Annotated in this window: 26 protein-coding genes; 12 read left to right on the top strand and 14 right to left on the bottom strand. The window is 43.5% G+C overall.

Annotated features, from left to right (window positions below):
- Positions 1–189: 189 nt before the first annotated feature.
- Positions 190–1,554 (top strand): DUF4397 domain-containing protein, encoded by a 1,365-nt coding sequence (locus tag CXF82_RS15545; protein WP_102044512.1) that lies wholly within the window; start codon positions 190–192, stop codon positions 1,552–1,554.
- Between the two features lie 54 nt (positions 1,555–1,608).
- Here the strand turns inward: CXF82_RS15545 and CXF82_RS15540 are convergent, their stop codons facing one another.
- Together CXF82_RS15540 and CXF82_RS15535 are read right to left on the bottom strand one after the other, a co-directional pair.
- The gene (locus CXF82_RS15540; RefSeq protein WP_145991695.1) at positions 1,609–2,046 is read right to left on the bottom strand and encodes a hypothetical protein; all 438 of its coding nucleotides are present in this window, start codon (positions 2,044–2,046) and stop codon (positions 1,609–1,611) included.
- A gap of 230 nt (positions 2,047–2,276) precedes the next feature.
- Positions 2,277–2,513 (bottom strand): transposase, encoded by a 237-nt coding sequence (locus tag CXF82_RS15535; RefSeq protein WP_102044511.1) that lies wholly within the window; start codon positions 2,511–2,513, stop codon positions 2,277–2,279.
- Between the two features lie 488 nt (positions 2,514–3,001).
- Here CXF82_RS15535 and CXF82_RS15530 point away from each other — a divergent pair, with 488 nt between their 5' ends.
- Complete coding sequence (locus CXF82_RS15530) at positions 3,002–3,670, top strand: YiaD family glycine zipper/OmpA-like lipoprotein (protein ID WP_180961057.1); 669 nt, start codon at positions 3,002–3,004, stop codon at positions 3,668–3,670.
- 229 nt (positions 3,671–3,899) lie between these two features.
- Positions 3,900–4,688 (top strand): molybdate ABC transporter substrate-binding protein, encoded by a 789-nt coding sequence (locus CXF82_RS15525; RefSeq protein WP_257982799.1) that lies wholly within the window; start codon positions 3,900–3,902, stop codon positions 4,686–4,688.
- Between the two features lie 96 nt (positions 4,689–4,784).
- Here the strand turns inward: CXF82_RS15525 and mgtE are convergent, their stop codons facing one another.
- The 12 genes from mgtE to CXF82_RS15465 form a co-directional block, all read right to left on the bottom strand.
- Positions 4,785–6,149, bottom strand: coding sequence for a magnesium transporter (gene mgtE, locus CXF82_RS15520; protein WP_101093544.1), 1,365 nt, complete (start codon positions 6,147–6,149; stop codon positions 4,785–4,787).
- Positions 6,150–6,234: 85 nt separating this feature from the next.
- On the bottom strand, positions 6,235–6,510 hold the full coding sequence (locus CXF82_RS15515) for an HPr family phosphocarrier protein (RefSeq protein WP_101093545.1): 276 nt from the start codon (positions 6,508–6,510) through the stop codon (positions 6,235–6,237).
- A complete protein-coding gene (rapZ, locus tag CXF82_RS15510) occupies positions 6,497–7,351 on the bottom strand; it encodes an RNase adapter RapZ (RefSeq protein ID WP_101098039.1) in 855 nt (284 codons plus the stop codon). Before rapZ ends, CXF82_RS15515 begins: the two co-directional genes overlap by 14 nt.
- Positions 7,352–7,819: 468 nt before the next feature.
- Positions 7,820–8,263, bottom strand: coding sequence for a PTS IIA-like nitrogen regulatory protein PtsN (ptsN, locus tag CXF82_RS15505; protein WP_101092614.1), 444 nt, complete (start codon positions 8,261–8,263; stop codon positions 7,820–7,822).
- 2 nt (positions 8,264–8,265) lie between these two features.
- Positions 8,266–8,553, bottom strand: a complete 288-nt coding sequence (hpf, locus tag CXF82_RS15500; RefSeq protein WP_101092613.1) for a ribosome hibernation promoting factor — start codon at positions 8,551–8,553, stop codon at positions 8,266–8,268.
- Between the two features lie 30 nt (positions 8,554–8,583).
- The gene (locus tag CXF82_RS15495) at positions 8,584–10,095 is read right to left on the bottom strand and encodes an RNA polymerase factor sigma-54 (RefSeq protein ID WP_101092612.1); all 1,512 of its coding nucleotides are present in this window, start codon (positions 10,093–10,095) and stop codon (positions 8,584–8,586) included.
- Positions 10,096–10,232: 137 nt separating this feature from the next.
- On the bottom strand, positions 10,233–10,964 hold the full coding sequence (gene lptB, locus CXF82_RS15490) for an LPS export ABC transporter ATP-binding protein (RefSeq protein ID WP_101092611.1): 732 nt from the start codon (positions 10,962–10,964) through the stop codon (positions 10,233–10,235).
- On the bottom strand, positions 10,961–11,509 hold the full coding sequence (lptA, locus tag CXF82_RS15485; RefSeq protein WP_101092610.1) for a lipopolysaccharide transport periplasmic protein LptA: 549 nt from the start codon (positions 11,507–11,509) through the stop codon (positions 10,961–10,963). Before lptA ends, lptB begins: the two co-directional genes overlap by 4 nt.
- 63 nt (positions 11,510–11,572) lie before the next feature.
- Positions 11,573–12,130 carry an LPS export ABC transporter periplasmic protein LptC gene (lptC, locus tag CXF82_RS15480; RefSeq protein ID WP_101092609.1) on the bottom strand — a complete coding sequence of 186 codons (558 nt, stop codon included), beginning with the start codon at positions 12,128–12,130 and terminating at the stop codon, positions 11,573–11,575.
- Positions 12,127–12,678: a 3-deoxy-manno-octulosonate-8-phosphatase KdsC gene (gene kdsC / locus CXF82_RS15475; protein WP_101092608.1), complete on the bottom strand. Its 552-nt coding sequence runs from the start codon at positions 12,676–12,678 to the stop codon at positions 12,127–12,129. The genes lptC and kdsC overlap by 4 nt, the downstream gene beginning before the upstream one ends.
- Before the next feature lies 1 nt (position 12,679).
- Positions 12,680–13,657, bottom strand: a complete 978-nt coding sequence (locus CXF82_RS15470; RefSeq protein WP_101092607.1) for a KpsF/GutQ family sugar-phosphate isomerase — start codon at positions 13,655–13,657, stop codon at positions 12,680–12,682.
- Between the two features lie 46 nt (positions 13,658–13,703).
- Positions 13,704–14,663: a calcium/sodium antiporter gene (locus CXF82_RS15465; RefSeq protein WP_101092606.1), complete on the bottom strand. Its 960-nt coding sequence runs from the start codon at positions 14,661–14,663 to the stop codon at positions 13,704–13,706.
- 175 nt (positions 14,664–14,838) lie between these two features.
- Here CXF82_RS15465 and CXF82_RS15460 point away from each other — a divergent pair, with 175 nt between their 5' ends.
- The 9 genes from CXF82_RS15460 to CXF82_RS15420 form a co-directional block, all read left to right on the top strand.
- On the top strand, positions 14,839–15,651 hold the full coding sequence (locus CXF82_RS15460; protein WP_101092605.1) for an ATP-binding cassette domain-containing protein: 813 nt from the start codon (positions 14,839–14,841) through the stop codon (positions 15,649–15,651).
- The gene (gene mlaE / locus CXF82_RS15455; protein WP_101092604.1) at positions 15,638–16,423 is read left to right on the top strand and encodes a lipid asymmetry maintenance ABC transporter permease subunit MlaE; all 786 of its coding nucleotides are present in this window, start codon (positions 15,638–15,640) and stop codon (positions 16,421–16,423) included. Before CXF82_RS15460 ends, mlaE begins: the two co-directional genes overlap by 14 nt.
- A 61-nt stretch (positions 16,424–16,484) precedes the next feature.
- On the top strand, positions 16,485–16,955 hold the full coding sequence (gene mlaD, locus CXF82_RS15450) for an outer membrane lipid asymmetry maintenance protein MlaD (RefSeq protein ID WP_102044509.1): 471 nt from the start codon (positions 16,485–16,487) through the stop codon (positions 16,953–16,955).
- Between the two features lie 17 nt (positions 16,956–16,972).
- Positions 16,973–17,647 (top strand): MlaC/ttg2D family ABC transporter substrate-binding protein, encoded by a 675-nt coding sequence (locus CXF82_RS15445; protein ID WP_101092602.1) that lies wholly within the window; start codon positions 16,973–16,975, stop codon positions 17,645–17,647.
- Positions 17,647–17,940 (top strand): STAS domain-containing protein, encoded by a 294-nt coding sequence (locus tag CXF82_RS15440; protein WP_101092601.1) that lies wholly within the window; start codon positions 17,647–17,649, stop codon positions 17,938–17,940. Before CXF82_RS15445 ends, CXF82_RS15440 begins: the two co-directional genes overlap by 1 nt.
- Positions 17,941–17,953: 13 nt before the next feature.
- A complete protein-coding gene (locus tag CXF82_RS15435) occupies positions 17,954–18,205 on the top strand; it encodes a BolA family protein (RefSeq protein WP_101092600.1) in 252 nt (83 codons plus the stop codon).
- 21 nt (positions 18,206–18,226) lie between these two features.
- Positions 18,227–19,489 (top strand): UDP-N-acetylglucosamine 1-carboxyvinyltransferase, encoded by a 1,263-nt coding sequence (murA, locus tag CXF82_RS15430; protein ID WP_102044508.1) that lies wholly within the window; start codon positions 18,227–18,229, stop codon positions 19,487–19,489.
- A gap of 148 nt (positions 19,490–19,637) precedes the next feature.
- Complete coding sequence (locus CXF82_RS15425) at positions 19,638–21,032, top strand: sensor histidine kinase (RefSeq protein WP_102044517.1); 1,395 nt, start codon at positions 19,638–19,640, stop codon at positions 21,030–21,032.
- Positions 21,032–21,599: response regulator (locus CXF82_RS15420; protein ID WP_102044507.1), on the top strand; the 568-nt coding region annotated here is incomplete at its 3' end. The genes CXF82_RS15425 and CXF82_RS15420, both read left to right, overlap by 1 nt.

The following is a 21,599-nucleotide window of genomic DNA, read 5'->3' as shown; positions in this document are numbered from 1 at the left end:
TCTTTATTATGCCTTCCGTTAACATCTCATCCTTCCGTAAAAGTCATTTATTGTTCAATCTATACAAGTAATAACACTAATTTACAAAGCTATTCAAAGGCTTTCCTTACATTGCAATTGTTGACAGTTCTTGACGTGGATCCTTGGTCATAGGTAATGAGTTTGTCATTAATTAGTTAAGGAAAATAAATGAATTTCACACCTCGGGGTATTACTTGTCTCTTTCTTGCATTGGCTACAGCTGTCGGATGTAGCTCAGATGATGACAGTGATTCAAGCAGTGAAGCTTACATACAGTATTACAATGCGTCACCCAATAGCACAGCAACGGCGCTGGTTTTAGATGGTTATCAATACACAGCGGTGAGCTACGCTGATGCTCAACCTCGTTATGTTTACAATACGGGGAGTTCCGAGATGGAAGTGATTGGCACTGATGAGCTGGGCGATGAGTTATCGCTCTATTCATCGACACTCTCACTTTCAAATGACGATGAACATTTTTTTGTCTTACTCGGTGATTATGGCGCTACTGAATTACTTGATATTCAATATGATCGCAGTGAGATGGATGAATTGAATATGGATGAAAGTGATGACTACAGTAAAATGCAGATGTTAGTGATGCATGCCGCCATGGATGAGCCGACTTATGATGTTTATTTTGGTTTGGATGGCGAGGACTTTAGCGGCGCGAACATGCTTGATTCGCTTAGTTATAAGGATCATTCAAGTGAGTTAATGTTTGATACTGGTGAATATGTACTGTATTTGACTCAGACCGGACAGAGTACGCCAATCTATACTACTGCAACACTGGATTTAACCGCTAATACGGTTTACAAATTTGTTATCCGTAATAGTTTTGGCCCTGGAACACCTAAGCTCACTATTGATGCTGTTGATTCGACGGGTAGCCCAACCCAATATGCCAATATTGATGCCAATGCTGAGTATCGTGTTTTTAACGCGTTAAACAGTGTTGATAATATTGATATAGCGATCGCAAGTAATCAGGAGACTCAGTATCTTTATGAATTAGGCAAACATAGTTTAAGCGATTTCAAGACCATAGGTTATAACGATTATGGTGTAACGATTACCAATAAAGATTCGAATGAGGTGTTAGCCAATAACTTGTTAGTGACCTTTAATCAAGATGAGAGTAAATCGATACTGGTTTATGAGGACGAGCTAGGAATGACCAAAGGGATGACGCTAACTCATGATCATCGTCCTCGTGCTTTTACCCATAAAATTGATCTAGCGAACTTAGTTTTCGACTATGAAACGTTAACCATCTACTTTGTTAAATCAACCGAAACCATTGAATCTGCTAAGTATAAAATCACTGATTTTGAGTTCACCGAGTTGGAGTCAATCAGCATAGAGTCTGGAGAGTACGAGATTAATGTCGTCTTTGAAGATGAAAATGAAACGCTCACTTTACTCTACCAATCTGAACCCCTGTTTTTTGATAGTGCAGGCAACTACACCATGGTACTGAATAAAGATGACACACAGCCTTTAGGTTACCGACTGATACTATTTTAGTTGAGCTAAGACATTACAGACCGCGGTTTATTGCGCGGCCTGGTATGTTCTACACTACTGTTTCTCTAGGCTTTTGAGAGCGTCGATGTCGACGCCCTTCATGACTTCTTTCTCTAATGCGTGTTGCTGACTAATATTATTGGCTTTCTTTTGTTCCTGTAAGCGTTGTTGCTCAAGCATTATTCTGGTTTGACGCTGCGCTGCTTCCTGTTCAGTTTCGCATTGTCTAAAGCCATCAGACCATCCTTGACCGTATTGTTTATCGCTGTTAAAGCGATTGACGTCTTTTTTGAATTCGTCGAATAAACTCCCCGCCGCTTTATTGCCACTATGACAGCCATCATCAAAGCCATCGGCATAGGGCAGTGGGAAACCTTTTTCGACCATTAAATCATGTTGACTAACACAAGCCGAAAGTGAAAAGACAATGGCGATTGAGCTAAGAGTTATTTTAATTGTTGAACTGATTGAATTTAATGTGTGGGATCCCATGAATACAGCCTTTTTAGTAAGCACTGCTAGTGAGTTTAATGTAACCGCAGCCGTTTGAGTGGATTTTTAATGTTACTTAAAGTTAATTAATCATCGAATGCAGTTGCTTGCAATAGCATAAGTCGCAGAGGTAAAAGTGAAATTAGCGCGCAATTATTATTGTTATTACGATAACACTATCATTTCATTTGGGGCAATATGATATACCTTTACCTCTGCTAAACAGGGTTTTATTGAGTAATATGGCTCAGCTCTAAGGTTAACTCTTGAATACGGCTGCGTAGTTGCTCAATCTCTGATCTTAAGGTCAATGTGCGGCTTGTTGACGGTTGTTCGCTTTGACGCACAAGTTGATAAACAGCCTTAGTTGACACGCCATATTGCCTTGCTACGTCAGATAACAGCCGACCATTACTTTTGACTTCATTGATAATACTGAGGTTGATACTGTGGTTTACTGCTGTCATTGGACACCTCTTATGTATACGTTAAATTAATCTAATAAAAATGATCTTATTCGACATCCCACTGGCTGATGCCAATATGCATAATCATATGCGTGAACTCTTGGTACTTTGTTGCAACTTTCTGGATTAATTTCATGGGTGTTCCTATATCGCTTTATACGACTCAATCTAATACTACTTTATAGGTATGCTCATTTTATGCCAAAACAAACCGCTAGAATAATCACTTGCAGATCAAGTGTTTGTGGTTTTTGGTTGTTGTGTGTCAGGGTGATATAAGTGGCGTTGGCTACAAATGAGGGCATACTTGCGCGATTTTGGTGCGCAGACTTAGCAATTGTCAGGATTTTATATCGTGTAAGCTGTACGATTTTAGCGCGCTTGATTTTGTAGCCATTGTCTAATAATTGCCTGCTTATATACTGTTAACAAAATAACTCGATATGTTGTCGTCTTCACTTGGGTGAAGACAGTTAGGAGTAATGTTTATGAGTGTTAAGCACGGCGGAATTATCGCAAGCTGTCTGGTTGCAGCAGTGTTCGTTTCAGGTTGTCAGACAACCAATCCATACAGTAATGAATCCCAAAATGGTAAAGCGACTAATGGTGCATTGATCGGTGCACTTGCTGGTGCGGTCATTGGAGTTGCCTCTTCAAGTAAAAGTGATAGAGGTAAAGGTGCTTTAATTGGCGCTGCATCAGGGGCTGCCCTTGGTGGTGGTATTGGTTATTACATGGATGTACAGGAAGCTGAATTGCGTCAGCAACTGCAGTCATCTGGTGTCAGTGTCACCCGAAGTGGCGATAATATTATTTTGAACATGCCAAACGATGTGACTTTTGGTGTCGATCAAACAGATCTAAGCCAACGGGCGCAGCAAGTGTTAAATAGCGTCGCTTTGGTGGCGTTAGAATATGATGAGACCAAGCTCAATGTGATGGGTCATACCGATAGTTCTGGTGCTGCATCTTATAACTTGAGGCTGTCGCAAGTCAGAGCGAGTGAAGTCGCTAGCTACTTGATGAGCCGTCAGGTTCCATCAGCAAGAGTGGTGTCTCATGGCGTGGGGGAAGAAAGACCTATAGCAGGCAATGGGACTAAAGCGGGCAGAGCAGACAATCGCAGAGTTGAGATAGTACTTAGCCCACTAAGCTAACTAGTGTCTTTATTCAGATAAAAAGCCACCGACTCGGTGGCTTTTTGCTATTCATTAATTGCGACTTTTTGTCTGGTGGCGTTAATTTGTGAGTGATCCATTTCAACAGTTTTAAAGCCCCTTTTGCTGATGGAGCCTTGGCTGTTGTTTTTTGCGAGTAAATGCTTTTTGATCGGCGGCATCGTTATATACACCGATTGTACCTTCAGTACTTACTATGGAAATTATCATGAAAAAATGGATTGTAGCCTCGTTATTAATATTGCCACTAACGGCAACCGCTGCGCCGATAGAGATGCGCGCAGCGGGCAGTTTAAAAAATGCCATGTCAGATATTGTTGCGGCTTATCAGTTAGAGTCGAAGCAGGCTGTTAATACCGATTTTGCACCCTCAGGTCTACTCAGAAAGCGTATTGAAAAGGGTGAGACTGTGGATGTGTTTGCGTCTGCCAATATGAAACATCCACAAACCTTACAAAATGACGCACTGGCAGAAAGTGTGGTGATGTTTGCACAAAACCAAATGTGCGCGTTGACGCAAGCCAGTGTTGAAATTGATGATGACTTATTACAACAGATGCTCAGTAGTGACGTTCGTCTTGGCACGTCGACTCCTAAAGCCGATCCGTCTGGTGATTACGCGTGGAAGGTTTTTGCAAGGGCTGATGCATTAGTTGCTGGGGCGAAAAATAAATTAGAGAACAAAGCATTACAGCTAACGGGCGGTGAAACCAGTGCTAAAGCACCTAGTGGCCGTAATACCTATGGTTGGGTGATGGAAAATAATCGCGCTGACATCTTTTTAACCTATTGCACTAATGCCGTTCTTGCACAAAAAGAGGTGCCTAGCTTGAAAGTGGTACAGCTGCCCAATGAGATAGCGGTGGGAGCAGATTATGGCTTAGTCGTGTTAAAGGCTGCACAACCTGATGCCTGGAAACTAGCAATGTTTGTGTTATCTGAAAAGGGCCAAACAATCTTAGCGAACTATGGTTTTAAAGCGCCACTCAAACGATAAACACAACAAGCTCTGCGTGAAGACTGATGAATACTAAAAGACCGCTTTCTAGCATTAGCTAAAAGGCGGTCTTTAGTTTATTCAACTTTCTTTAAGCTACTTTATCAGGAATACGGTCGCCAGTCCTAAGAAGGCAAATAAGCCGATAACATCAGTCACTGTGGTTAATACCATGCCGCCTGCAAGCGCTGGGTCGATGTTCATCTTTTTAAGCAATAACGGAATACTTGCGCCAGCAAGGCCTGCAACCGTCATGTTGATGAGCATAGCTCCACCAATCGTTGCTCCCAAGGTAATGTCACCTTTCCAAGCCCACACTGCTGCAAACACAAGAACGGACCACAGCAAGCCATTCAGAAAGCCAATGGCAAGCTCTTTGCCAATAAGCCACCTGGAGTTACTTTGACCAATTTGACCTAGGGCGATACCACGAATGACCAGCGCTAAGGTTTGATTACCTGCAACACCGCCCATACTGGGAACAATGGTCATTAAAATCGCGATAGTGGCAAATTGCTCTAATGTTCCTTCGAACATATTACTCACCGATGCTGCGAGCAGCGCGGCAAACAAGTTGACGGTTAACCACAGTGAACGGCGAAAGGTACTTTTGAGTACAGGACCAAAGGTATCGGTATCATCATCCATACCTGCCATACCCATCATCGAATGTTCGGCATCTTCTCGAATAACATCGACCACATCATCAATGGTAATACGGCCAAGCAACTTGTTATCATCATCAATAACGGGGGCAGAAACCCAGTCATGACGCTCAAACAGTTGCGCCACTTCACTGTCGGACATACCCACGGGAATAGCTTCGAGATCGGCGGCCATGATCTCTCTAATCGATGAATCTGGATTACAGGTGAGTAGATCGGCAATGCGCACACCGCCGAGTACTCGGTCCTGTTTATCGACCACATACAGCATATCGGTTGCGGCTGGCAGTTCGCCGCGAATTCTCAAATAGCGCAATATCACATCGATATTGACGTCGGGTCTTAGGGTTACAGTATCGGTATTCATGATACTGCCAGCAGTATCATCGGGATAAGAGAGCGCCTGCTCAACCCTGACACGGTCTTGGGCACTCATCGACTGCAGCACTTCATTAAAGATGCTGTCTGGTAAGCTTCTAAGAATGTAGGCTAAGTCATCGGTATCCATGCTTTCAGCCGCTTTAGCGACGCGCTCTGGACTCATTTGGCGAATAAGGTTGTCTTTAAGCTCTTCGCCTAACTCATCAAGAATTTCACCTGTGTGCTCTTGGTCAATCAATTGCCATAAAACTTGGCGGGTGCGGGGCGGCGAAGATTCGAGAATAAAGGCGATATCGGTGGCTGCCATATCCTGCAACATATTGCGGACATGAACAAACATCCCGCTACCTAATGCTTTATTTAGCTGATTGAGGCGTTGGTCTGTTGTTTCGTTGTCTAAGACTTCAATCGGCATGGGTCCCTCGCAGGGTCTTTTAAAAGGCGCTTATCATAACGTAAGTAAAGGGGGATAAATAACAAATATTAGGAAAATGGACGGACTAATTATCTTCGTCGAATTTGGTATTGATCAAATGACATATGGCATCTAACGCTGGTTTTGCATCTGGGCCGTTGGCGAGAAGCTGTATGGATTTACCCATTCCAGTTTCTAACATGAGTAAGCCTAGTACACTTACCGCTGAAGCTTGCTTTTCACCTTGAATAATAGTGATTTGGGCATCAAATTCTGAGGCTAAAACCACCAATTTTGTTGCCGCTCTGGCATGTAGCCCGAGCTTATTGCAGATGGTGACTTGCCGTTCAATCGTTGGCATTTTTTAACTCTCTATGGCTAGAAGTGACTTTATGTCGGCCTTTTTTGAAGTGTTCAGCGAGTCGTTCTGTGACATAAACAGAGCGATGCTGGCCACCAGTACAACCAATAGCGATAGTGAGGTAGCTGCGGTTGTTACGTTCTAAATCGGGTAACCAAGTCTCCAATAAATTCTCGATCTGCCAGATAAACTTATTGACTGTAGGGTGCAGATTTAAAAACTCTTGCACGGGTTTATCGAGCCCTGTCATGGGTCGGAGATCCGGCTCCCAATGTGGATTTGGAAGAAATCGAACGTCAAACATAAAATCAGCTTCAGTTGGCATGCCATGTTTAAACCCAAAAGACTCAAACTTGATCATCAGCTCTTTATCGACGTTGCCTAATAAGATCTCACGTACTTGGTCATTGAGATCGTAAATATTGAGGGTAGAAGTATCAATATAATGGTCAACGATCTTAGCGAGCGGTTCCAACTGGCGCCCTTCAAGCTGAATTGCTTCTTTTAATGAAATGTTTGCATGAGACAAAGGGTGCAGACGACGAGTTTCGTTGTAGCGCTTGAGGAGCACTTCATCGCTAGAGTTTAAAAAGAAGCTCAATAACTCCACGCCTTCTGGCAAATTGGTCAGATGCTTAATCCATTCGTTCTCTTTTTCTGGCATGTTGCGGATATCAACACTAATAGCGACTAACTCTGAGTTACCAGAAAGTTGTTCAAGCAGGGTGCCCATCATTGGCAATGGTAGATTATCGACACAATAATAGCCGAGATCTTCTAGCATTCTTAACAGTACTGATTTGCCTGAGCCGGAACGACCAGAGACTAGAACGAGTTTCATCTTTTCACTACCTAATAAAAGTTAGAATTAATGTTTTATAAATGTATACGGGGTGTACAAGATTATAGATTAACTTTTTTCTGGCTTAAAGCAATAGCTTAGGCTAGTTGGTAATAATAAATAATATTGCTGTAATAAATGCCTAGGTCGTTAAATCTTACTGCTTGTATATCGGTAATCTCTAGCGACTTACGGACTTGAGTCCGTCGAGATAGTTGCACTTTTAGGTTTGTTTTTACCGCAGTTTATACATCATTTTGGCGAGGTGGGACGATACGGAGGCAATGCAGTTTAATTATTCTCCACAAATAGCCTATAACACGGCAACAATAGCTTAGGAACACTGGTTTAAGTGTTTCTAAGCTATTCCTACAAGAGTGTGTAAGCGTTTCTCTTTGCTCATGTCTTGTACTTCTTGAACATCAAAAAATGCGTAAAAACTAAGCTCGACAGATCAGAAACCTCTCACTATTGAGTGATTAAGTCGTATAACTCAGATTCACTCTTACTTTTTCTCAACTGCTTCACGATCGCTTTGTCGTTAAGCTTTTCTGCCATTGAAGACAGCGTCGCGAGATGTTGCTCACATTGATCTGCGGGCACTAACAGGGCAAATAATATATCAACCGGTTGCTTATCTATCGAGTCAAAAGATATCGGTGTTTCACATTTGATTAATATGCCCAATGGATGGTCAATATTAGCCAATCTCCCGTGAGGGATTGCTATACCGTTGCCTATACCTGTGCTACCCATTTTTTCGCGAGCCAACAGGCTTTCGAAAATCTCTTGTGAAGAAAGGGTAGGGTACTGGGCAGCGGCAATATCGCTGATGAGTTCCAGTACTTTTTTCTTACTGCCCGGAGTGGCACAGGTAGTGCATTCCGGCTGCAGGATGGTACATAGTTCCATCGTTAGTGTTTGGTCAGCTTCTCTTTGTGTTTAATAACCTGACGATCTAATTTGTCGATCAGGGAGTCGATTGCGGCGTACATGTCCGCATGTTCCGAAGTGGCAAAAACTTCACCTTTTTTCAGGTGAATTCGTGCTTCGGCAATCTGTTGCATTTTTTCAACATTCAATATGACGTGCACATTATTGATCTGATCGAAATGACGTTCAAGCTTTGTAAATTTTTCTTCAACATAACTGCGCAGTGACGCAGTGATTTCAATGTGATGCCCAGTAAGGTTAATTTGCATAGAAAGATTCCTCCAAGTGTCTAATTTTAGTTATAAACTCTTGCGTTGGTTTGAGGGCGGGATCATCATTGCTTCGCGGTATTTCGCGATGGTACGTCGAGCAACTTTAATCCCCTGTTCTGCCAACAGTTGCGCCATTTTGCTATCGCTTAATGGTTTCTGTTGGTTTTCAGCTGCGACTAACTTCTTAATAAACGCTCTAATTGCTGTTGATGAGCACTCTCCACCGTCGTCGGTTCCGACATGACTAGAGAAGAAATACTTTAACTCGAAAATACCTCTAGGGGTATGCATATACTTTTGTGTGGTCACCCTTGAGATAGTGGATTCATGCATCTCTACGGCTTCAGCAATGTCGTTGAGTACCATAGGTTTCATGGCTTCATCACCATATTCGAAAAATCCCTGTTGGAACTTCACAATACAGTTGGAGACTTTTAGGAGGGTCTCATTACGACTCTCAATGCTTTTAATAAACCATTTAGCTTCTTGTAAGTGACTACGAATAAATTGGCCATCTGCTTGATTTTTTTGGCTACGAGCCATCGAAGCATAGTGTTGATTGACGTTGATTTTTGGCATGTAGTCGGGGTTGAGTTCAACCACCCAACGGCCTTTCTTTTTTGTCACTGAAACGTCGGGGATCACATATTCGTCTTTACTTCGCGTGACTGCTAGGCCCGGTCTTGGGTTCAAGGTTTGAATAAGCGTGATAGCATCACGCAGGTCATCCTCTTTGAGCTTAGTCTTACGCATCAATTGCCTAAAATCACGTCCAGCAATCAAATCTAAGTAATCTTTAATGAGCAGGCGAGCATTGTCTATATGGGGTGTTGTTTCTGCATATTGAGCTAATTGGATAAGCAGACATTCACTGAGATCTCTGGCTGCGACGCCGATAGGGTCGAAATGCTGCACGCGTTTGAGTACGGCTTCCACTTCGTCTATCTCGATCTCTGGATCGCCCATTGCTTCAAGAATATCTTCACAATTCTGAGTAAGGTAACCTCGCTCATCAACCGCATCAATAATGGCGGTGGCAATCGCTAGGTCATTATCAGAAAAAGGCGTTAGATTTTTCTGCCATTCAAGATGTTCGTATAAACCTTCAGTGGTTTCGCCTTGGAATGGCATATCATCATCGCGCATTCCGCCGGAGCTTGAATTCGAAGACACGGTATAGACTTCATCCCAAGTAGTATCCATTGGGAGTTCATCTGGCATTGAATCTTGCGTTAATGCATCAGAGGTGTCTACCGCAGCGCTATCCTGCTGTGGATCAACATCTGTGTTACTGCTGTATTCATTGTCGCTATCCGACTCTGAATAGCTGTCAGAGTCACTGGTGGTTCTATCTTCGTTGCTGATAGGCTCGCCATCGGATTGCTCTTCATCTAATTCAAGCAGTGGATTAGAGTCTAATGCTTGCTGGATCTCTTGCTGCAGCTCTAAAGAGGACAATTGCAAAAGGCGAATAGCCTGCTGTAATTGTGGAGTCATAGTTAGCTGCTGACCCATTTTGAGCTGGAGTGACGCTTTCATCTTACCGCTATTCCCTACACTGTAATTAAACGTTGAAGCTCGGTGATTTGACGAAGAGAGCTTAAAGAGTCAACACTTTGATTGTATTCATATACTTAGCTAATGCTATACAATTAAACCCGCATACTGTGGGTTAACTATAGCCTGAATTGTTCACCTAAGTACACTGCTCGAACCTGCTGATTATCTAATATCTCGGCAGGTGTGCCTTCTGCAATCAAATTTCCGTGACTTACGATATAGGCATGTTCACAAACGTCCAATGTTTCACGCACATTGTGGTCTGTGATCAACACCCCTAAGCCACGGCTTTTTAACTGTTCAATAATCTTTTTAATATCGATAACCGATATTGGATCAACGCCGGCAAAAGGTTCATCGAGTAGAATAAACTTTGGGTTGGCTGCCAGTGCTCGAGCGATTTCAACTCTGCGGCGTTCACCACCTGATAACGCCATGCCTTGGCTATCGCGGATATGGGTGATGTGAAACTCTTCGAGTAGGTGTTCAAGTTGCTCTTCACGCTGCTCGTTATTGATATCTTTGCGAGTCTGTAATACTGCCATGATATTGTCACGCACTGAGAGCTTTCTAAAGATGCTTGCCTCTTGTGGCAAGTAGCCAATGCCTTTACGTGCTCGGAGATGCATTGGGTCTAAGGTTAAATCATCGTCATCGATTAAGATCTGACCCTTGTCGCTCTGAACTAAACCAACAACCATATAAAATGTTGTGGTTTTACCTGCACCATTAGGACCCAATAACCCAACAATTTGCCCTGTTTTGACCGTTAAACTCACATCTTGAACAACGGCTCGGCTCTTATAACTTTTCGCTAAATTGCGTACGGTCAGCGTTTTTTGGGTCATTGCTGTTCCTGCTTTTTAATGGGTGCGGCTGGGGTTTCAGGCGTCTCTTCTTGATAAGCTTCAGGCTGAATGATAGTGATCACGCGATCATTACCTTTACCTGTACTTTCTGCGACTAATTTTTGTAGTCCGATATTGTACTTGATGCGGTTACCCGTGACTTGGCTGCCCTCTTGCTCCAAGGTTGCATTACCTAACAAGGTTAAGGTTCTTGTTGCCAACTCATAACGGATCTCTTTCGCACTTGCCATCGCCGGGCGGCCATCTTCCATCATTTGGGTATATGTCGCAGGATTACCCGTAGCCACGAGTATTTTTCCTGAGCTCGCTTCTTTGGAGAACACCCGTAATTCATCAGCCTTCATTTTAATTGAACCCTGAGTCACTTCTACAGGACCAAAAAAGATCACCTGATTATTTTTTATATCAGCTTCTTGGCTGGCAGCAGCAATTTTAACTTCTTGCTTTAAGTCATCGACTTGCGCGTAGCTACTAATGCTAAGCAGACACAACAGACCTGCAAGTATTGATTGATTGTATTTCATAACTTCCTTCTACTCCGCTATTGGGTTGCTAGCATGAGTGAGTATATTTGTTTTTTGAATCGCTTACTTAACATCGTAGATCCCTTCGACTTGACTGATCAACTTTACACTTTGGGCGTTAAGATCAGCATAAAGGCCTGTTCCCTGAATCACAAACTCATTACCAGTGACGTAAATGATTTCATCAGAGGTCATAACCATCGTCTCTAGATCAAGCTCTAAATAGGAGGTAGACAATGTTTGGATCGGCTCTTCTGGACTAATAGAATCGATAATAACATTGTTTTCCAATGAGACCTTACCGGTTAAATTGTTATGGGTTCCTTTAGCCGCGGTTAAACGCCATTGGGCTTGACCATCATCGGGATAGATCAAATAAACCGGGTCAGTGAAGTAAGTCATACTGGCTTCTTCAAAGTGTTCCATGTGCTTGGCGGTGACTTTGCTATTAATGAGACCCGCTTCATTGTATTCAGTGCTGCGCATATCATTGATGATGTAGTTAGGGCGTTCGCTTATATCAATGTCTAACGTTTGGTCGCTTTTTTTAGACTGCACTTGCCAATAAAGGATCAGTGCGGTGCCAAATAAAGCGATAATCGCTAGGGTGACGCGATTCATATGCTCATCCCGTGAGCCGACTCAAACTTACCTTGGCTAAGTAATAACAAGTCTGTGAGCTCTCTAAGGGCGCCATGACCACCATTAATATGAGTTGTCATTAAAGCATGTTGCTTCACGTAAGGGTGGCCATCAGCGACGCAAACCGATAAACCGACCTCTTTCATCACCGGCAAGTCGACCATATCATCACCTATATAGGCAACTTCATTTGGATTGACATTGTAAAGTGCTAATAACTCATTGTAGGGGCTTAACTTGTTATCAACGCCTTGATAAATATGAGTGACGCCGAGTGCTGTCATTCTATCTTCGACAATTTTTGATTTTCGACCAGTAATAATCGCCACGTTAATGCCGCTAGAAAGAACAGAGCGAACACCGTAACCATCTCGAGTGTGGAATGTTTTAAGCTCTTCGCCGGAGTTGCTCATATAGACTAGGCCATCGGAAAATACGCCATCTACATCGCAAATAAGCAGTTTGATTTTGCTGGCGGCTTGCCAAACATCATCGCTAATCGGGCCATAGAATCCCTGTTTAGACATGTTAAATAACTCCTGCTTTCACCATGTCGAGCATGTTAAGTGCGCCGACAGGTTGTTGCTGTGAATTGATGACTATCAAACCATTAATGTTTTTCTCTTCCATCACTTTTAATGCTTCTGCTGCAAGTACATTATCAGTAATGGTGACACAGCCTTTAGACATAACTTCAGCAATGGGGGTGGTACGTAAGTTAACTTCTGCATCAATCACTCGGCGTAAGTCGCCGTCGGTGAATATACCGACTAAAGTGCTTTTCTCATCGACAATGGCAGTCATGCCTAAGCCTTTTTTAGATATTTCGTAAAGCGCATCGGTAATACAGATATCATGCTTTACCAGCGGCAGCTCATTGTCTTTATGCATTACGTCACTGACTTTTAAGAGTAGCTTACGCCCTAAAGTTCCACCGGGATGAGACAGTGCAAAGTCATCTTTAGTAAACCCGCGAGCTTGCAGTAAAGCAACCGCTAATGCATCGCCCATCACCAAAGTGGCCGTCGTGCTCGATGTTGGCGCTAATCCCAGCGGGCAGGCTTCTTCGGGCACTTCAATACAAAGGTGCAGATGGGCTAGCTTTGCCATGTTGGATTCCGGCTTGCCTGTTAACGAAATCATCGGCAGCCCCATGCGCTTGATTACTGGCATTAATGTCAGAATCTCACTCGATTCACCTGAGTTAGAGATAGCAAGGACGATATCGTTTTCGCTTAATACGCCTAAATCACCGTGACTCGCTTCACCTGGATGGACAAAAAATGCAGGCGTTCCAGTGCTGGCTAATGTGGCTGAGATCTTATTACCTATATGGCCTGATTTGCCCATTCCCATAACGATAACTTTGCCGGTGCACTGCAATATTAATTGGCATGCTTGGGCAAACTCATTTGAGTCTACATATTGGTAAAGGTTATCGAGTGCTTTTTTCTCGATATCAATGACCTTGGTGCCCCACTGGCGTAGCTGCTGTTCATCTACCATTTCTTGGTCTCTCTCTAATTTACTGCTTTATAGGTCGCATTCATATTTAAGATAGGAAAAGTAACGCTTGATACGCGACAAATGTAATGAGTAGAACAACGCCATGCCAAGGCTTTAGTTGCCTAGCGCGTCCGCTCAATAATATCAGTATTGCAAGCGCACTGCTCGTTGCAAGTACCATGTAGAAATCTCTCGTGCTTGCCGCGGCATCGACGGCACCTGGCGCGATAATGCCGGGTATGGCAAGTACCGCTAAAATATTAAATAAGTTTGAACCCACAATATTACCGATGGCTAAATCATCCTCTTTTTTCAACACGCCAGCAATACAGGCTGCAAGCTCAGGAAGACTGGTACCCACGGCAATAATCGTCAGTCCGATGACTAAGTCAGAAAGGTGATAAGCCTTAGCAATGCCTACAGCACCTTGAACCATCCAATCGGCTGAAAGAGGTAACAACACCATGCCGATGACAAGCCAAAAAATCGCTTTCTTGGTGGGGACATTTGAGGGAACCTCATTATCGGCATCAATGGCTAACGCATCGCGATTATTATTCGTCAGACCATGCCAAATTAGGTAGCCCATTAATGCGAAAAAGAGCACTAAAAGAGACACGCCTTCAATTCGGGTTAAAAAGCCGTCATATAAAAAGTAACCCACAATGACGGTGGCGGCTAACATTAAAGGGATTTCACGTTTCAGCGTTTGTGAACTGACGGAAATAGCCCCGAGTAACGCTGTAATACCTAGAATGAGTGTGATGTTAGCTATATTGGAACCGAGCACGTTACCAATGGCTGTATCTGTCATGCCTTCCATTGACGCGGTGGCGGCAACAAACATTTCTGGTGCAGAGCTGCCCATAGCCACAATGGTTAAGCCTATTAACATTGGTGGAAGGCCTAAGTTGCGTGCAAAAGCTGCCGCACCGTATACAAACTTATCTGCGCTCCAGACTAAAGCACTTAAGCCAGCCACTAACAAAAATATATTAAATAACATCGATTCTAGGTATTTGAGGATATAGCCGCGTATTTTCGCTGTAATTTAACAAAAATGAAAGTATTGAGACGAGATAGTGTTGATTTGGTTGTACCTGATTGTTCAATTACGTACAATTTCTCCCTTTCCAGTACGGAAAAATGGATGTTTCTTAATTTGAATGCAGGGCTCATGCATGACTCAAAACCATAACTCATTGGTCGAAATCCAGAATATGGCCTTTAGCCGCGGCTCACATGTCATTTATGAAGACATCAGTCTATCGATCCCTAAAGGCAAGGTTACTGCAATAATGGGACCTAGTGGCATAGGGAAAACCACCTTACTGAAATTAATCGGTGGTCAGCTCACGCCAAGCAAAGGCAAAGTACTTTTTGATGGCATCGATGTGCATCAATGCAGCCGCAGCCAATTATTTGTATTGCGTAAGCGCATGAGTATGCTGTTCCAAAGTGGCGCACTATTTACGGACATGAATGTGTTCGATAATGTTGCGTTTGCGCTTAGGGAGCACTCTGGTTTACCTGAAGCGATTATTCGCCGCATCGTGTTAATGAAACTCGAAGCGGTTGGACTGCGCGGCGCCGCCCCGTTAATGCCAACCGAGCTTTCAGGAGGAATGCAGCGCAGAGCTGCCTTGGCTCGTGCCATCGCCTTGGAACCGGAAATCATTCTTTATGACGAACCGTTTGCAGGACAAGACCCTATTTCAATGGGGGTTTTGGTTAAATTAATTCGTGAACTGTCCGATGCACTTAACCTGACTTCAGTGGTGGTGTCGCATGATGTGCAAGAGGTGCTAGGCATTGCTGATTATGTCTATGTGCTGGCAGATAAAAGAATTATCGCTCATGGCACCCCCGAAGAACTGCGCTTGGCTGACAATCCGCAGTTAACACAGTTTATTGGCGGAGAACCAGACGGGCCGGTGCCGTTTCATTACCCTGCACCGGACTATAAGAAGGAGCTGCTAAGTGGGCTTGATTAATCAAATCGCTAAGTTGGGTCGTGGTGCTATTGATTTAGTGGTTGGTCTTGGTCAAGCGGGACTGATGCTATGGGGTGCGATAGCGCATCGCCCAAGGTTTAGAAAAGGTACGCCGTTGCTCATCAAGCAATTGTATGTGGTTGGCGTGCAATCAATGGTGATTATTTTAGTATCGGGGCTCTTTATTGGCATGGTATTAGCGCTGCAAGGCTATAATATACTTGTTGGCTTTGGCACTGAAGAGAGCCTAGGACCCATGGTCGCCTTGAGCTTATTGCGTGAATTAGGTCCTGTAATTACCGCACTATTATTTGCCGGACGCGCGGGCTCAGCATTAACGGCTGAGCTTGGCCTAATGAAAAGCACTGAGCAGCTCTCGAGCCTGGAAATGATGGCGATTGATCCGCTACGGCAGATTATTGCACCGCGCTTTTGGGCGGGAGTGATAAGTTTACCTTTGTTAGCATTAATGTTTACCGCCATAGGTATTTACGGTGGTCATGTTGTTGGCGTTGAATGGAAAGGGATCGATAGTGGCGCCTTTTGGTCAATATTGCAGTCTTCAGTTGAATGGCGAGAGGACATTGTTAACTGTATTATAAAAAGTGCATTGTTTGCGGTGGTAGTGACTTGGATAGCACTTTATCGCGGTTATAATGTGGTACCTAATCCAGAAGGGATCAGCCGAGCAACAACCCAAACGGTAGTGCAGTCTAGCTTGGCAGTGTTGGCGTTAGATTTTTTGCTGACAGCGATGATGTTTGGCAGCTAGCGTAAGATTGCAAGCATGTTAATTATTGTTTAGATTTATTGAATAGAGTGGTAAATGAGTTATGTTGACACGGAAGAGTGAGGTGTTAGTCGGCCTATTTTTATTGTCAGGATTGGCAGCGTTTTTAATATTAGTTTTCAATGTTGCCAATGTAGAAGTAAAAACAGGTGACAGTAGTTATTCCCTCCACGCCAAATTCAGCAATATTGGCGGTTTGAAAGTGCGTTCTCCAGTGAAGGTAGGTGGCGTGGTGGTTGGCCGAGTTAGTGCCATCACTTTGGACCCAGAAAGATTGGTCCCTATCGTTACGCTCTCGATGGATAAGCGCTATCAGTATTTCCCAGAAACGAGCACGTTATCGATCTTAACATCCGGCTTATTAGGCGAGCAGTTTTTAGGGCTGGCCCCAGGTTTTATGGATGACGATGTTGAGATGTTAGCCGATGGTGACAGTATTGACGATACCCATTCGGCATTGGTATTAGAAGAGCTGATTGGCCAGTTCTTATATAGTGCAGGTTCAAAAGATTAGTGGTAGGAGTAATGGATATGTTGAATAAATTTTGTCGCGGATTGATGCTGGTTACAGTGGCGTTTATGAGTCTTAGCGTGCAAGCGGCTGATACCGAAAATAGTACCGATGTTGAGATAGATAAAACGAACCCTTATACAATGGTTGAGGCTGTTTCTAAAAAAACATTTGCGCGCTTTAACCTAGATAGGCAGTTGATTGCTGATAATCCTGAGCATTTAAAGGTTATTGTTACCGAAGAGTTGATGCCGTATATCGATTATAAATACGCCTCTTATAAAGTGTTGGGTCAGTACTTACGTGACACTACAAAAGATGAACGTACTCGCTTTGTTGAGGCTTTTAGAGGTTATTTAGTCTCAACGTATGCACAAGCGTTTACTGAATATACAGATCAAACGGTTAAATTTAATCCTGCTAAAGATTTTTCCGGCGAGAAGATGGTCAACGTTAATGTTAGGATCATCGAGAAAGGGCGCCCTGAAATCAAGTTACAGTTTAGAGCTCGGCGTTTAAAAGATGATACTTGGAAAGCATTTGATCTTGTTGCCGAAGGTGTTAGCTTATTATCTTCAAAGCAATCAGAGGTCACTAACTTGGTTCGTCAAAAAGGCATCGAAGCAGTGATCGAGATGCTCATTGAGCGTACAGCGACTCATATTGATTTAAACCCGAGTGAGCAGGCCAACTAGTGGCAAGCTTTCAACAGCAAGGTATTATTTGTGCGATTAGCGGCCGCTTAGATCAAGATGCCGTAATCAGTCTATGGAATGACAGACGTTGCTTATTGGATGTCGACACTGCTTTTTTACAGTTATCGGACATTGAATATTGTGACAGTGCTGGAGTGGCATTTTTACTCGAATTAGTCAGTGTTTTTGCCGCAAAAGGTGCTAGCTTGAAGTTGATTTCAGCTTCAGAGCAGCTTAAGAAATTTATCGTATTATATGATTTAAACGACTTCTTTTATGAAGAAGCACAGTAAGGTGAATAGTTCCATGGAATGTAAAGATATAGAAGCGATCCTGTTAGAAGCATTATCCTTAGAAGAAGTAAAAGTGACTCAAGAAGGGACTCATTACAAGATTGTCGCCGTCGGTGATTGTTTTGACGGGATGGGGCGCGTTAAGCAGCAACAGACAATTTATGGTCCATTAATGGCTCACATTACTAGCGGTGAGTTACACGCTATTACGATTAATGCATTCACGCCAACACAATGGAAGCGTGAAAAAGTCTTTAATATGTAATTGCTGATTTAGAGAGTTAATGTGGATAAATTAAAAATTGAAGCGAGCAATGCGCTTGCGGGTGAAGTTGTCATTTCAGGCGCCAAAAACGCGGCTCTGCCAATTCTAATGGCGGGTGTGTTAGCTGAGACAGACTTTAATGTATCTAATGTTCCTAGTCTTAGGGATGTTAATACCAGTTGTGAATTATTACGCTGCTTGGGTGCCGAAGTCACTCGCTCAGGCGATGATAAAGTGTGTATCTCAACCACCAATCTTAATGAGTTTTGCGCCCCTTATGAATTAGTTAAAACGATGCGTGCATCGATATTGATTCTAGGCCCTTTACTTGCTCGATACGGTAAGGCTGATGTGTCTCTGCCCGGTGGTTGTGCTATTGGTGCCCGCCCGGTGAATTTGCATCTGCAAGGCTTAGAGCAAATGGGTGCCAAGATTGAAGTCAAAGAGGGCTATATCAAAGCTCGTGTTGACGGTCGTCTTAAAGGCGCCCATATCTTTATGGATATGATCAGCGTCGGCGCAACCGAGAACTTATTAATGGCTGCTGCATTAGCTGATGGCGAAACTGTTATCGAAAATGCAGCACGTGAGCCTGAAATTGTAGATTTAGCCAATTGCTTGATGGCAATGGGGGCAAAGATCGAAGGCGCTGGTACCGATACCATTCGCATTCAAGGTGTTGAGTCGCTCCAAGGTTGTGATTATCGCGTGATGCCGGACCGCATCGAAACCGGTAGCTTTCTTGTGGCCGCAGCGGTGACTCGCGGAAAAATTCGTTGCACTAAAGCGGACCCTAAATCGCTTGAAGCGGTACTGGCTAAGCTTGAAGATGCAGGCGCACAGATCACTACCGGTGATGACTGGATTGAACTTGATATGCAAGGGCAGCGCCCTAAAGCAGTCAATATTAAGACGGTGGCTTACCCTGGCTTTCCAACTGACATGCAAGCACAATTTTGTGTGCTTAATGCATTAGCAGAAGGTACCGCAACCATCACTGAAACCATTTTTGAGAACCGCTTTATGCATGTTCCAGAGCTGAGCCGTATGGGCGCAACAATGGAGCTAGAGGGTAATACCTGTATTATCCACGGCATTGAAAAGCTAAATGGTGCACAAGTGATGGCAACCGATCTACGGGCATCAGCCAGTTTAGTGATTGCAGGGCTTGTTGCTGAAGGAACAACGATTGTTGACCGTATCTACCATTTAGATCGCGGTTACGAGCATATTGAACAAAAGTTCAAAGGGCTTGGTGGACACGTTGAACGGGTAAAATCATAAACTGATTGAGCTTAGCTTTACGAAATAAGAACCATTTAGGCGTTATCGCTTAAATGGTTTTTTGTTTTATGAACTAGCGCAAATTAACGAGAGGCTAAATCAGAACAAGATCAACACATGGCTATCTTTACAATGTTATGTTATCGCTATGCCTATTTTTGTCACTTTTAATATCTATCTATTCTACGGCCTAGTTTTTTTCTCTATAGGTTGCGCTGTCGTATTCCGAAATTTTAGATATAGCCAGCTTAAAGTTGCTCCTACCTTGTGGGCGTTGGCCATTTTTGGGTTTTCACACGCCTTCCATGAGTGGTCCGAACTGTATATCATTATTTTTTCGCATGATATTGGGCAGCAGTATCAACTACTGATCCAGTGGCTCAGCCTTGCTAAGCTACTCTTATCCTATATCGCGTTAATGGTGTTTGCTTGGCAAATACTGAGTATTACCACCAAGCGGGTTGCTATGGTTGGGCATGGGATCATTCTGTCGATATTAATTAGCTATCTATGGCTGATTATTCCAGACCTGCATGATCTGGCAGCCAACAACACTGGTTTTGCTGAAGCGAGTCAATATACCCGTATATTAATTGGTTTTGGTAGTGCCTCTTTAGCGGGCATTGGCATGGCCGTTTATGGCAATAGCTTACGTCAAGAGAAGCATCACTATGGATTGTACTTTGTGATCAGTGGGGTTGGCCTACTGATATACGGTGTACTCTCAGGACTCGTACCGACAGATTCTCATCATAGTGTACCTGTGTTGCGAACCCTCGCTGGCGGCTTGATTTTAGTTGCACTGTTTAAGGCGTTAAAAGTTTTTGATTTGGAAAGAGAGCAAGTAACCGCAGCCAAGCTTAAGCGTGCTCTTGAGGCTGATAAATACAAAGCGATAGGTCGATTAGCAATGGGGGTGGCGCACGAGATCAATAATCCATTGGCCTCTTCAACACTCGCGCTAGATCTTTGGCAGCGGAAGAACCCTGAACATTTTAGTTCTGAAGGGGACTACCTGAATCGAGCTCGACTGGGTATTGAGCGTGCTTCATCTATCAGTAAAGAGCTATTGAGTTATGCTCGGCCCGCGTCAGGGATACGCGGCAATGTTGCGATTGAAGATATACTAAAGAGCGCTGTAAAGTTGTTGGCTCATCGCTGTAAGCATCATGAGATCCAGTTGAATTGTGCAGCTCATATTTTTCTCTATTGTGAAAAAATTAAATTAGAAGAGTTAATCATCAACTTACTTTGTAACGCGTTAGATGCATCGCAGCTTCGGCAAAAAATAACAGTTGATGTTACCGAGGTAGATACTCGGGTCATTATTACTGTCAAAGATGTCGGCTGTGGTATGAGTAAAGAGGCGTTAGCTCGTGCTACAGAACTGTTTTACTCCAGTAAACCTGTCGGCAAAGGCACTGGGTTAGGGTTGGCTATTTGTGAGCAAATTACATCATTACATAACGGGAAAATGAATATTGTGAGTGAGTTAGATAAAGGTACCACTGTAGAGTTAGTCTTTTATCGGGAGCACTGCTAATGATCTCTATTCTACTGGCCGAAGATGATAACGAGCTTAGGCGTAACATGGTTGAACTGCTTGAGCTTGAAGGTTACCGGGTAACGGCAGTTGAGAGCGCTGAAGCTGCAATTGCAGAAAGTGAACTACAACACTTTGATATAGCGCTATTAGATCTCTTGATGTCGGGGATGACTGGCGTTGAAGCTATATCGAATTTACGCCATCAGCAGCCTTTTATTGCCATCGTGATTATTACCGCTTATGCAACGGTTGATACTGCAGTTGATGCGATGAAAAAGGGGGCTGATAGTGTGATGACTAAGCCTTTTAAGAGCCAGGAACTCATAGTGACCATTAAGCGTAGCTTAGCGGAAAAAGAGATGCTTAAAAGCCGTTCTGATCTCGACCCTGATCTTGTCTACAGCGCGCTGGCTAACCCATACCGCCGCAAGGCATTAATAGCACTGGCAGCCCATCAAGCCTTGAAATTTATGGATTTGTGTCGTTTGGTCGAAATGGATGACCATACCAAGTTTAACTTCCATCTACGTCAATTAAAAAAGGCTGGCCTTGTTATGCAAAATG

The sequence above is a fragment of the Shewanella sp. GutDb-MelDb genome (assembly GCF_002836075.1).
Taxonomy (GTDB): Bacteria; Pseudomonadota; Gammaproteobacteria; order Enterobacterales; family Shewanellaceae; genus Shewanella.
This window is presented reverse-complemented; position numbering and strand designations above follow the sequence as displayed.

Bases quoted from the DNA above. Each gene is read 5' to 3' on its own strand.
- CXF82_RS15545 (WP_102044512.1), top strand. From the start codon at position 190: ATGAATTTCACACCTCGGGGTATTACTTGTCTCTTTCTTGCATTGGCT.
- CXF82_RS15540 (WP_145991695.1), bottom strand. From the start codon at position 2,046: ATGGGATCCCACACATTAAATTCAATCAGTTCAACAATTAAAATAACT.
- CXF82_RS15535 (WP_102044511.1), bottom strand. From the start codon at position 2,513: ATGACAGCAGTAAACCACAGTATCAACCTCAGTATTATCAATGAAGTC.
- CXF82_RS15530 (WP_180961057.1), top strand. From the start codon at position 3,002: ATGAGTGTTAAGCACGGCGGAATTATCGCAAGCTGTCTGGTTGCAGCA.
- CXF82_RS15525 (WP_257982799.1), top strand. From the start codon at position 3,900: ATGAAAAAATGGATTGTAGCCTCGTTATTAATATTGCCACTAACGGCA.
- mgtE (WP_101093544.1), bottom strand. From the start codon at position 6,149: ATGCCGATTGAAGTCTTAGACAACGAAACAACAGACCAACGCCTCAAT.
- CXF82_RS15515 (WP_101093545.1), bottom strand. From the start codon at position 6,510: ATGCCAACGATTGAACGGCAAGTCACCATCTGCAATAAGCTCGGGCTA.
- rapZ (WP_101098039.1), bottom strand. From the start codon at position 7,351: ATGAAACTCGTTCTAGTCTCTGGTCGTTCCGGCTCAGGCAAATCAGTA.
- ptsN (WP_101092614.1), bottom strand. From the start codon at position 8,263: ATGGAACTATGTACCATCCTGCAGCCGGAATGCACTACCTGTGCCACT.
- hpf (WP_101092613.1), bottom strand. From the start codon at position 8,553: ATGCAAATTAACCTTACTGGGCATCACATTGAAATCACTGCGTCACTG.
- CXF82_RS15495 (WP_101092612.1), bottom strand. From the start codon at position 10,095: ATGAAAGCGTCACTCCAGCTCAAAATGGGTCAGCAGCTAACTATGACT.
- lptB (WP_101092611.1), bottom strand. From the start codon at position 10,964: ATGACCCAAAAAACGCTGACCGTACGCAATTTAGCGAAAAGTTATAAG.
- lptA (WP_101092610.1), bottom strand. From the start codon at position 11,509: ATGAAATACAATCAATCAATACTTGCAGGTCTGTTGTGTCTGCTTAGC.
- lptC (WP_101092609.1), bottom strand. From the start codon at position 12,130: ATGAATCGCGTCACCCTAGCGATTATCGCTTTATTTGGCACCGCACTG.
- kdsC (WP_101092608.1), bottom strand. From the start codon at position 12,678: ATGTCTAAACAGGGATTCTATGGCCCGATTAGCGATGATGTTTGGCAA.
- CXF82_RS15470 (WP_101092607.1), bottom strand. From the start codon at position 13,657: ATGGTAGATGAACAGCAGCTACGCCAGTGGGGCACCAAGGTCATTGAT.
- CXF82_RS15465 (WP_101092606.1), bottom strand. From the start codon at position 14,663: ATGTTATTTAATATATTTTTGTTAGTGGCTGGCTTAAGTGCTTTAGTC.
- CXF82_RS15460 (WP_101092605.1), top strand. From the start codon at position 14,839: ATGACTCAAAACCATAACTCATTGGTCGAAATCCAGAATATGGCCTTT.
- mlaD (WP_102044509.1), top strand. From the start codon at position 16,485: ATGTTGACACGGAAGAGTGAGGTGTTAGTCGGCCTATTTTTATTGTCA.
- CXF82_RS15445 (WP_101092602.1), top strand. From the start codon at position 16,973: ATGTTGAATAAATTTTGTCGCGGATTGATGCTGGTTACAGTGGCGTTT.
- CXF82_RS15435 (WP_101092600.1), top strand. From the start codon at position 17,954: ATGGAATGTAAAGATATAGAAGCGATCCTGTTAGAAGCATTATCCTTA.
- CXF82_RS15425 (WP_102044517.1), top strand. From the start codon at position 19,638: ATGCCTATTTTTGTCACTTTTAATATCTATCTATTCTACGGCCTAGTT.